This window comes from Streptococcus sp. HMSC071H03 (assembly GCF_001813035.1).
GTDB classification, from domain to species: domain Bacteria; phylum Bacillota; class Bacilli; order Lactobacillales; family Streptococcaceae; genus Streptococcus; species Streptococcus anginosus.
Map to the genome: position 1 here is coordinate 16,387 of NZ_KV811149.1, position 10,484 is coordinate 26,870.

Sequence of the window (10,484 nt, forward strand, 5' to 3'; positions counted from 1 at the left end):
AAAACGGCAATCTCTTGATTGATAAACTAGTGAGCGACGGTTTGATTCCTGAAGACAATACCTACCACTATTTCAATGGTAAAAGTCTTGCGACTTTTACTAGCCATAATGCAATCCGCGAAGTGGTCTATGTGGAATCGCGCGTGGATACCGACGAAGACGGTCTGCCTGATTTGATTAAGGTCAGTATCATTCGTCCTCGTTTTGACGGACAAATTCCTGCCGTTATGACTGCCAGCCCTTATCACCAAGGAACCAACGACAAAGCTAGCGACAAAGCGCTCTATAACATGAATGTGGATTTGGTTAAAAAGGAAGCTGGAAAAATTACCGTCCATAACTCTGAAGTTTGCTTGGTTGAACCACAAGGTCAAGCAGTATTGGTGGAGCAAGCAGAAGAAACACTCGGTCATATCGGTACTTACACGCTCAATGATTATTTGCTTCCTCGTGGTTTTGCTAATTTATATGTATCAGGTGTGGGAACCAAGGACTCTGAGGGGCTTATGACGAGCGGAGATTATTATCAAATCGAAGCCTATAAAAACGTTATTGATTGGCTCAATGGTCGCTGCCGTGCGTTCACAGACCATACCAAACAGCGAGAAATCAAAGCCACTTGGTCCAATGGAAAAGTTGCTACAACAGGAATTTCTTACCTCGGAACCTTGTCAAATGGGCTAGCTACGACTGGCGTAGAAGGGCTGGAGGTTATTATTGCCGAAGCTGGAATTTCTTCTTGGTACAATTACTATCGTGAAAATGGTTTGGTGACAAGTCCTGGGGGCTATCCTGGTGAAGATTTTGACTCTTTGACAGAATTAACCTACTCACGCAATCTTCTAGCAGGTGAACGTCTTCGTCACGATGCTGAGTATCAAAAAAGCCTCAAATCATTAAAAGAAAATCTCGATCGCAAAACAGGGGACTACAATCAATTTTGGCATGACCGCAACTATCTGATTCACGCGCACAAGGTCAAAGCCGAAGTCGTCTTTACGCATGGCTCCCAAGACTGGAATGTCAAGCCGCTCAATGTGTACAACATGTTCCATGCCCTGCCACAAAACATCAAAAAGCATTTGTTTTTCCACAACGGTGCTCACGTTTACATGAACAATTGGCAATCCATTGACTTTCGTGAGTCCATGAATGCACTTCTCAGCAAGAAACTGCTAGGCTACAATTCTCACTTTGAATTGCCAACCGTAATCTGGCAAGACAATAGTCAAGCACAAAGCTGGTTGTCACTAGAGACTTTCGGCAATCCAGAACACTACACTCATTTCAATCTAGGTAGTACTACTCAAGATATTCAAAATGCTTACTCTGAGACGGACTACAAGCGTTTCAGCAAGACTTATCAAACCTTCAAAAATGAACTCTTTGACGGAAAAGTCAATCAAGTGACCGTTGACTTCACTTTAGAAAAAGACCTTTTCCTTAACGGCCCCGTCAAGCTCAATCTGCGCCTTAAATCCAGCACCGATAAAGGCTTGATTTCCGCACAGCTGTTAGATTTTGGACAAGCTAAACGCCTCATCCCAATTCCTGGCGTCCTTGCACCAAAAGTCATGGACAATGGTCGCTTTTATATGCTGGATCATTTAATGGAATTGCCTTTCAAAGAGACACCGCATCGCGTTGTGACAAAAGGATTTCTCAACCTACAGAACCGCAACAATCTGCTAACCGTCGAAGAAGTCACACCAGACCAATGGTTGGAATTTTCTTTTGAATTGCAGCCAACCATTTACAAAATGAAAATAGGCGATACACTTCGCCTCGTCCTTTACACAACCGACTTTGAGCACACCGTCCGCGATAATACTGACTATCATTTGACCATTGACCTAGCAAACTCTAGCTTAGATGTGCCAGATATGGTAAAATAAGACGTTAATGTTTGAAAATTAAGGAGAACCAAAACAATGATGAATATGCAATCAATGATGAAACAAGCACAAAAATTACAAAAACAAATGGAAAAAGGGCAAGCCGAGCTTGCTGCGACAGAATTTGTTGGCAAATCTGCCCAAAGCCTCGTGGTCGCAACTCTTACAGGTGATAAAAAAGTCGTCAAAATCGACTTCCAAGAAGCCGTTGTCGACCCAGAAGACTTAGAAACTTTATCTGACATGACAACCCAAGCTATCAACGCTGCCCTCGCAGAAATTGATGCCGCAACTAAGAAAAAATTAGGTGCCTTTGCAGGCAAAATGCCGTTTTAAAACAAATCTCAAAAAACTCACCCCCTCCTAGTTCATTGCTAAGAGGGGGCTATTTTATGTAAAATTAAAGAAATCAAAGGCTTTATTGAGGAGTAAGTCTGTATATTTTGGATTGTCTTTCAGCTCTTTAATGGAACTTTGCACCAGTTGAACATCATCCGTTATGATACCGTCAACATTCAAGCGGAAAGATTTTGTAATGCTGCTTACATCGTTGACCGTCCAATCATAGAGCAATTTATCGGCTTGCCACAACTTAGAAACAAAGTTTTCATCCAGTGTGGAATATTCCATAGTATAACCGCTAGCTTTGGTTCGTGGGAAGATTGTATTATAAGGCAAGATAAAAAAGCTTTTAATGCTGGCATCGTATTTCACAACCTTTTCAATCACGCGATAGTCCAATGAATGCATTTGATGCCCGTACTTTTTAATCGTTGGACCATATTTTTTCAAAAAGCGCTCCATCATATCCGAAGAATCTTTTTTGCTGGTTTTGATTTCAATGAGCAGCCGCTGTCCCAATTCGTTGGCACGTTTGAGATACGCATCAAAACTAGAAATTTTTGTCCGATAGCCATTTTCTGAAACATCTAAATCAGTTAGTTCTGCCAAGGTCAAATCCTGTGGACTTGCATTGACACCCACCAAATTTAAAAGATTAGCATCGTGCATCATGACAAATTGACCATCTTTTGTCTCTTGCACATCCATTTCAATGTAATCCGGCTTCAGCAAAGCTGTCTTTTCCAATGACTGAATCGTATTTTGTACACCATTTTTCTGCGACACTCCTCGGTGAGAAATCGTAACAGGAACAGTTTCCAATGGAAAAATGAGATACATATAACCTTCTACTGCAAAAAATACAGAAGCAATGGAAATCACAAGCCAGCGCAAAACACGATCGAACTTCCGCCGCGGACAATCCGCCAAGCCTTGCTCAGTCAGAAAAGAAACGAATTTAATCAAGAAATAACTCAACATCAGATAGTGAGCATTTTTCAGCAACACATAATTCATCACACCAGCAATCGTTGCCACTTGATTGGAATGACCGTCTGCAACATGCTGTAAAAGAAAGAGAGGCAGAGCCATTCCAAAAAAGAAGAGAAAAGTCTTGGTCACAATCCAAAACAACTGCCAAGAATAAAAGAAAGTTCGTTTCTTAGTTTTTTCTAAGCTGAACTGCACCGCTTCTCTTACGGAAGAATTTTCAAAAAAGATTTTTGGCAAGGCAAACATCAACTTGACCGCAATCAATAACATCAGCCATACAAGCAGGGTCAGGACGACAGCACCCCCAAAATACGTCTCTTTCAAATAAGTTAAGATAAATTTGGAACTAAAATTTTGTTTAGATAGTAAATTTTGAGGATTTTTCGGAGAAAAGGAAAGAGCAGAGCGATGTAGAGCAAGACAAACAAGATTTTACTAGGACGTGCCTGCTTTAAGGTGAGCAAACTGTCTGCTATGGTTTTCTTGGTAAATTTCAAGAGTGTTCGCTTTTCTTGAGTCAATAGATTGTGCGCTCCTAAAAAAAGAAGTGTGATTTGAACATAAGCGACCAACAGATTGGCTAAAAACAAGAGGATAAAAGCCAGAGTAACTAGAGGATGACTAGATAACACTCCAACTACATTGTTATACGATAGAAATTGATAGCCCGTCTGACGAAGCAAAGTACCTGCCGCCCACGAATTAAAAGGCAACCAAGCATATTCTGTCAGCATAAAAATAATAAAAAACAAAAATAGAATTTTATCAAGATTTTGATAGAGTTTTTGAAAACCTAAACGCTGTTGTTTCATCATTCTCCTTTAACTTATTTTTCATCAACTGAAGCATAAAGAGGATTTGCTAGACGGATTAAGTCAGCATAATCTTGTTTTAATGCTTCAAAAGCTATTCTGACCTCTGCCGGAATCTCCACATGCGCAATATAGTTTTTTCCTTTTGGTCCGTACCCAGTTGCATTGTCTGTTAATCGTGGAATTTCTCCCATTAACAAACTGATGTAACGCTCCATTGCCCACATACCATGAAGTTTCTGTTTAAAAGTCAACTGTTCTTCTTTCACCGTCACTTCTGCATGATATGCAGCAAAATTGATAATTTTCTTTTCCTTAGAGAGGTACTTTCTAAGCCCTGCGTCCATTCGTTCCTGCATAGTGGCATCCTGACAAAAAATAATAGACTGATAATCAATCTTTTCGTGCTCCAACAAATCCAATAAATAAGTGATGTTGTTTCCACAATTGGTCGAGCGACACTCCAAATAATCAGCTGCTAAGTTATACTTTTCTTTCAAGTAAGCATTGAAAATTTCTGCCTCTGACAAAGTTTGTGTTTCTATTTTCGGATACTCTTTAGCGACTACTTGGCGCAAAGTATCAGTCGTATGACCCGCGCCACCAACAATCACATAAATCTTTGCGATATTCGCGAACATAGCCTGCGCTAGAATATTTCCACCCGCTAGAATACTCCCACCAAACAGCACCATGACATCAGCCTGTTTTAGGCTATATTTATCTTCTAAAGCTTTTTGTGTTAATTCTGGCAAATCGCGTTTTCCACAAAAAGAGCCAAGGATATTGATATTGTTTGCTAGTTCTTCCTTTACCATACCTTTCATTCTATAAAAAAATCTCAGTTTCTTCAACCGAGATTCTCTCTATCGTCCAAACAATCTTGCAAAGAAACCTTTCTGCTCTTGTGCTTGCACTTTTTCTTTAGCTTCGTCCAATTCTAATAGCAACGTTTCACGCTCATTCATGGCCTTAGCAGTCAATTGCTGCTGCTGGTCTAATTGCTTATCTTTTTCAGCAATTTGCACATCTTTCACGCGCAATTGCTCATCTTTTTTAGCTAATTGAGCATCTTTTGCTTTTAACTGGTCATACAAACGCACAATTTCTGCATTTTTCTCATCTACCAAAATTTCCATGAGCTCACGTTGCTTGACATCTTCGCTGACCGGTTCATCTTCAAAAATCGTCTTTTTGTAAATTTCTTCCAGCTTTATCAAACCGCTGCGCGTCACAACGGTGACCCCTTTTTCATTCTTGTCGGTATCTTCGGGCGCAAGAGTTTTGACCCGATTGTTCATCGCCTGACGGCTAATCCCTAAAATCTCGGCTAGCTCGCTGACTGTCTTTTCAATTGCCATAATTTCCTCTGAAACTTTTTCTAGATATATACCTAAATCTTATCATATCAAGGCTTAACTGTCAAATTTGCTCCGGATTTCAAGGAATTTCACCATATTTATGATACAATAAAATTTGACATATTCATTTAAAGAAAGAAGTACAATGAACCATTTTGATACAATCGTGATAGGCGGAGGACCTGCTGGTATGATGGCTGCTATTTCCAGTTCTTTTCATGGACAAAAGACTCTCCTCTTAGAAAAAAATAAACGCTTAGGTAAGAAACTTGCCGGAACAGGTGGCGGACGCTGCAATGTGACGAATAATGGCACTTTAGAAGATTTATTAGCTGGCATACCAGGCAACGGTCGCTTCCTCTACAGTGTCTTTTCCCAGTTTGACAATCATGACATTATGAATTTTTTCACTGAGAATGGCGTGAAACTTAAAGTGGAAGACCACGAGCGCGTTTTCCCAACAACAGACAAATCTTCTACAATTATTGAAGCCTTGGAACAAAAAATAAAAGAGCTGGGTGCTACAATCAAGACACAGACAGAAGTGGTTTCTGTAAAGAAAAACGCGGATTGCTTTATCATCAAGTCAAGTGAGCACATTTGGAGCAGCGACCGATTGATTGTCACCACAGGTGGTAAATCCTATCCTTCAACTGGCTCTACTGGCTTTGGCTATGAGATTGCGCGTCATTTCAACCATACGGTTACTGAGCTAGAGGCTGCTGAAAGCCCACTTTTGACTGACTTTCCACATAGGGCTTTGCAGGGGATTGCATTAGCCAATGTCACCCTCCATTATGATAAACATATCATCACTCACGACCTTCTCTTTACTCATTTTGGTTTATCTGGTCCAGCCGCATTGCGACTTTCCAGTTTCCTCAAAGGCGGTGAAACCATTTATTTAGATGTCTTACCACAGTTTTCTGCGGAAGATTTGGCAGCATTTTTAGAAAATAACCGAGAAAAATCGCTCAAAAATAGCCTCAAACAATTGCTTCCTGAACGTCTGGCAGACTTTTTCGCGCAGCCATTCCCTGAAAAAGGCAAACAATTGACTGAAAAAGAAAAAGAAGAGCTCATTCAACAGCTCAAAGCTCTACCGATTCCTATTATCGGCAAAATGTCTCTAGCCAAATCTTTTGTGACCAAAGGCGGTGTCAGTCTTAAGGAAATCAATCCCAAGACTTTAGAAAGCAAACTAGTTTCTGGGCTTTATTTTGCTGGCGAAGTGCTGGATATCAATGCTCATACCGGTGGATTTAATATTACAGTCGCTCTCTGTACTGGCTGGGTTGCTGGAAGTGTGGAATACTAAAAATAGAGCAAATGCTACCATGCAGAACACTAGTATTTGCCCTATTTTTTATTTTACTTGTGAACGTATGCTTGGATAACATCTGCTACATATTGAGCTGTTCCAACTCCAAATTGGTCAATATTTTTCTTAAATTCAGGATTTGCCACGTAGCCTTTTCCAATAAAAGCGAAAACTTCCAGAGAACAATCAAAGGCATAGGTATTCATTGCTTGAAATAACTGCTCGGCTTCTGATAAATTCTCTTGTGCTTCCACAGCTAGACCTTTTTGCATATTATTAGCTAGATTGCGAAAAACTTTGTTAAATGCTTCCGTCGTCTCAGTTTCTTTGCCAACTTGTCGTACACGAGACTCGTCCATTACTTCTTGACCGTATGTTTCAACCGCTTGATGATAATAATTTGCATGGTCTTCGTAGGTAAATCCAACAAATTTTTCTTGTGTCGTCATTTTTCTTTCTCCTTTTTGAGCTTGAATTGTCTTTTGCAAGGTGAAAATCAAGGTATCCAAATGTCCCCTTTCCTGCTGCAAAAACTGCAATTGCTTGTTCAAGTGAGGCAATAGTTCCTGCTCTTCCTGACTTAGTAGCTCTGCTATTTTCTTTAAAGAAAATCCAAGATATTTGTAAAATAAAATAACTTGCAGGCGCTCTAAATCTGCTTCACTATAAAGACGATACCCGTTTTCAGACTTTTGCGGCACAAGCAAGCCTATCTTATCATAGTGATGCAGTGTTTTGACAGAAACACCTGAAAGCTGCGCAGCTTCTTTGATTTGATACATCATTTCCTCCTTACAAATCTCATTATAAACCCTCCCCTTAGGTTGAAGTCAATACTTTTTTAAAAATATTTTACCCCCAAATAGAGTTATCACAAAGTACGCCCTTGCTTTGTACAAAAAATCACTAATGTTGCTTGCAAAGCAAATCTCAACACCATTCGCTTTTCAAATACGAAAGAGCACTTTTGACGAAAACTTTGTTTTCTTTATCCACCACCTCAATAGTCTAAGGGACTGTTGAGCACCCTTGCGGGGGTGAAACTACCAGCTCCCATTGTGCCTGGGAAACTCTAAACTGACTAAAAACAGCAAAGTTTTTCCGAACTCCCCCTGTAATGATAACTAACATAAACAGAGGCGGCAAGTTAATAGTTCTTTTGTCCCTATTGTCTCTGTTAGCTATCTCTTCTTTCACTTGTTTCAACTGCATCTCAAAACGAAAGAAAACATAGAAATAATAAGGATTTTCGCTCGTAGAATATATGAATTTTATTGTATTATTTGTGAAATTTTGGTAATATATATATAATAATACAAGAGTACTTGTATGAGGAAAGTTAGTGTCTGGCTATCCTTAAAAATAAACAAAGAATAGAAAGGATTAAAATGTCAAAAAAGAAAAAAGACACACCGTTAGTCTTTCTAGTCTTGCTGAAGTGGTTAGCTGAACTGATCTATTTTGTAGGAATTGTGTTCGTTGCCGGCACAGCTCTCCTACTCTTAACATATAATATTCTCAATATACCGCTAAACTATATCCACATTGCGGCTTTAATTGCTTCTTTCATCTACATATTGGTTGGATTTTTAGTGGCAAATAGTTCCGAAGACATCGTAATCGCTAGCAACTACTTTAAAATCCTATCGGCGCTTGGTTACTTAGCAGTCATTAGCTACTTTGACAATCAACTATTTGATTATTTAAAAAATCCAGTCGTTGATATCTGCTTAGCCATACCATTTTTGATTGCCATTATTTATAAAAAAATTTATAGAAAAATGATTTACCGTGCTGTCTTTAAAAAACATCATTCTGTCTCTTTTTACAGTGAGTATTCAAGTATTGAAGAGATAAAAGACTCGATGTTAGAAGCTGTCCGTGAAGCAGTCAAGGACGGTCACAAAGAAAATGTAGAAGTTGTCGGAAAAAATTTCCGGCAAGATGCAAAAGGAAATATCATCGGTATTTTCAAAATTTCACTAGCTCGTAAATTATTTAAAATCACTCAGCCAAAACTAATGCTGATCACCTTAAACTTTAATATCAATAATAATGAATAGGAGTCTACAATCATGTCAGAAATAGATAAACCCGTTTTAACACTAGAGCAAGATCGCTTCTTAAAAAACAAATCATTTGATACTTACAAAAAAAAAACTTGAAGTGCTATCAAGAGCTTATAGCGCTAATGCCATGAAAACGATCAATGGCTTCTCATTAGATTCAGAAGAACAATACAAAGCACTGTTTGAAGCTGTATTTTCAGGTGTTTGGGACGTTGATACCGGCATGCGTTATGTCAACGTTACAGAAATCATTGGCGTATCTAGTTTCTTGGCTGGACAAAAAGATGAAAACGGCTACTATGTCCGTAATTCTAACGGTGAGATTGTCTGGGACGTTGTAGACATTGACGAAGCTGAACTTTTCACAGACGAGCAAATCGCAACCATTGTTCCAAAAGAATATCGTGGAAAAGCATTTGTCATTCGAGAGCTAGATGCACGCAAAGAATGGGGAGAAAAGCAACCTTCAGAAGACATTTCTGAAGAGGTACAGCCCGTTGTTGAAGAGGCAGTCGTTGATGTAAAGACAGAACCAGAACCAGAACCTGAGCCCGCACCAATTGTCCAACCAGCACCTACCGCTGAAACGAAGGTTAAACAACAAAAACCTATCGTAAAACCAGACCCAGTAGTAAAGCCACGTCCCATGACAAAATCTGAAAGACAACAACAAAAAAAAGATTACACAAAAGAATCCATTAAAATTATCAATGCAACCATTGACAGCCTCGGATAGTAACAATTTTCAATAATATTAAAAAGTTTGAGACAAAAAGATTTCAATTTTTAAAAATAAAATTCTTAATTATTAAGCCCTTCAAATCTATAATTAAATGCGAAAAGCGAACAAAGCAGAATTCTGATTACCAGAAAACTAGTTTTGTTCGCTTTTTATATTTGGGGTCGGACTTTTGTCCCAGCCTCTTTTGTCCTCCTTTCAATCTGAAAAGGATTGACTTAAATTTTAAAATAGATGCAAAATGAAACATTTTTGACTTATTGATCATATATCCAAATACACAATCAACAACGACATTATTATATTATAACAAAGAGGTTGAGACTCGGTCTCAACCTCTTTTTGTCGCTATGCCTAGCAAGAGTTAGGATAATCATCGTTAGGGACTTATTCTTCCTCTTTACGTTTCTTGAAGCCAAGCATTGACAATGCTGTAGCAGCAAACGCTAATCCTACCAATGCTGCACCATCATTTGTAGCTTCACCTGTTGAAGGCAAGGTTACTTGTGGAGTTACAGGTTGTTTTGGAGTAGTTGGCACTACTGGAGTAGGTGTTGGTGTAGGAGGTGTTTGCGGTTTTTCAGGTGTCTTAGGAGTTTCTGGCGGTGTTTGTGGTTTGTCAGGAGTCTTAGGCTTGTCTGGCGTTACCACTGTTACCGTATTAGAATTTCTTTCAACACCATTGATAATTTCAGTAAAGGTATTCTTCACAGTACCATAGTCAAGTTGTTTCACTTGCATGTAACCTGTAGCTTGGAATTCACTATTATCTGAAATACTGTTCAAGAAGGCGCTAGAGAATGAGTACACAACCGTTCTTGTCTTATGATCAACAGTTTGGTTGACAAACTTCGTCAAATCTGTACCCTTGGCAATCTTTTGACCATTCTTAAGAAGAATATCTGTCTTCGCAAACCATTTGTAAACACCGTTGTATTCTACTAATGGAGAG

9 protein-coding genes and 1 pseudogene are annotated in these 10,484 nt (G+C 39.1%); 5 read left to right on the top strand and 5 right to left on the bottom strand.

The window, feature by feature from the left end; translation table 11 throughout:
- Both HMPREF2887_RS02770 and HMPREF2887_RS02775 read left to right on the top strand, forming a co-directional pair.
- Positions 1-1,895: Xaa-Pro dipeptidyl-peptidase (locus HMPREF2887_RS02770; protein WP_084740411.1), on the top strand; the 1,895-nt coding region annotated here is incomplete at its 5' end.
- 36 nt (positions 1,896-1,931) lie between these two features.
- Positions 1,932-2,231: a YbaB/EbfC family nucleoid-associated protein gene (locus HMPREF2887_RS02775; protein ID WP_021001211.1), complete on the top strand. Its 300-nt coding sequence runs from the start codon at positions 1,932-1,934 to the stop codon at positions 2,229-2,231.
- Positions 2,232-2,285: 54 nt separating this feature from the next.
- Here HMPREF2887_RS02775 and HMPREF2887_RS02780 read toward each other — a convergent pair.
- From HMPREF2887_RS02780 to HMPREF2887_RS02790, 3 genes and pseudogenes are all read right to left on the bottom strand, one after another.
- Positions 2,286-4,042 (bottom strand): annotated as a pseudogene (locus HMPREF2887_RS02780) (glycerophosphoryl diester phosphodiesterase membrane domain-containing protein).
- Between the two features lie 14 nt (positions 4,043-4,056).
- Entirely contained in the window at positions 4,057-4,860 is an 804-nt protein-coding gene (locus HMPREF2887_RS02785; protein WP_041784077.1) for a hypothetical protein, read from the bottom strand.
- A 48-nt stretch (positions 4,861-4,908) separates the two neighbouring features.
- Complete coding sequence (locus tag HMPREF2887_RS02790) at positions 4,909-5,403, bottom strand: DUF536 domain-containing protein (RefSeq protein WP_003032083.1); 495 nt, start codon at positions 5,401-5,403, stop codon at positions 4,909-4,911.
- Between the two features lie 145 nt (positions 5,404-5,548).
- On the opposite strand from HMPREF2887_RS02790, the gene HMPREF2887_RS02795 reads away from it, so the two are divergent.
- Entirely contained in the window at positions 5,549-6,721 is a 1,173-nt protein-coding gene (locus HMPREF2887_RS02795) for an aminoacetone oxidase (RefSeq protein ID WP_021001208.1), read from the top strand.
- A 53-nt stretch (positions 6,722-6,774) separates the two neighbouring features.
- Here HMPREF2887_RS02795 and HMPREF2887_RS02800 read toward each other — a convergent pair whose 3' ends face one another.
- Complete coding sequence (locus HMPREF2887_RS02800; RefSeq protein ID WP_037607385.1) at positions 6,775-7,506, bottom strand: MerR family transcriptional regulator; 732 nt, start codon at positions 7,504-7,506, stop codon at positions 6,775-6,777.
- Positions 7,507-8,112: 606 nt separating this feature from the next.
- Between HMPREF2887_RS02800 and HMPREF2887_RS02810 the strand changes: the two genes are divergently transcribed.
- Together HMPREF2887_RS02810 and HMPREF2887_RS02815 are read left to right on the top strand one after the other, a co-directional pair.
- Entirely contained in the window at positions 8,113-8,787 is a 675-nt protein-coding gene (locus tag HMPREF2887_RS02810; protein ID WP_021001206.1) for a hypothetical protein, read from the top strand.
- 133 nt (positions 8,788-8,920) lie between these two features.
- Positions 8,921-9,529, top strand: a complete 609-nt coding sequence (locus HMPREF2887_RS02815; protein WP_261673804.1) for a hypothetical protein — start codon at positions 8,921-8,923, stop codon at positions 9,527-9,529.
- A gap of 390 nt (positions 9,530-9,919) precedes the next feature.
- Here the strand turns inward: HMPREF2887_RS02815 and HMPREF2887_RS02820 are convergent.
- The coding region (locus HMPREF2887_RS02820) for an LPXTG cell wall anchor domain-containing protein (RefSeq protein WP_148131476.1) at positions 9,920-10,484 on the bottom strand (565 nt) is incomplete at its 5' end.

Excerpts from the sequence above, each read along its gene's own strand:
- HMPREF2887_RS02800 (WP_037607385.1), bottom strand. The coding sequence starts at position 7,506 with ATGTATCAAATCAAAGAAGCTGCGCAGCTTTCAGGTGTTTCTGTCAAA.
- HMPREF2887_RS02785 (WP_041784077.1), bottom strand. The coding sequence starts at position 4,860 with ATGGTAAAGGAAGAACTAGCAAACAATATCAATATCCTTGGCTCTTTT.
- HMPREF2887_RS02775 (WP_021001211.1), top strand. The coding sequence starts at position 1,932 with ATGATGAATATGCAATCAATGATGAAACAAGCACAAAAATTACAAAAA.
- HMPREF2887_RS02815 (WP_261673804.1), top strand. The coding sequence starts at position 8,921 with ATGAAAACGATCAATGGCTTCTCATTAGATTCAGAAGAACAATACAAA.
- HMPREF2887_RS02790 (WP_003032083.1), bottom strand. The coding sequence starts at position 5,403 with ATGGCAATTGAAAAGACAGTCAGCGAGCTAGCCGAGATTTTAGGGATT.
- HMPREF2887_RS02810 (WP_021001206.1), top strand. The coding sequence starts at position 8,113 with ATGTCAAAAAAGAAAAAAGACACACCGTTAGTCTTTCTAGTCTTGCTG.
- HMPREF2887_RS02795 (WP_021001208.1), top strand. The coding sequence starts at position 5,549 with ATGAACCATTTTGATACAATCGTGATAGGCGGAGGACCTGCTGGTATG.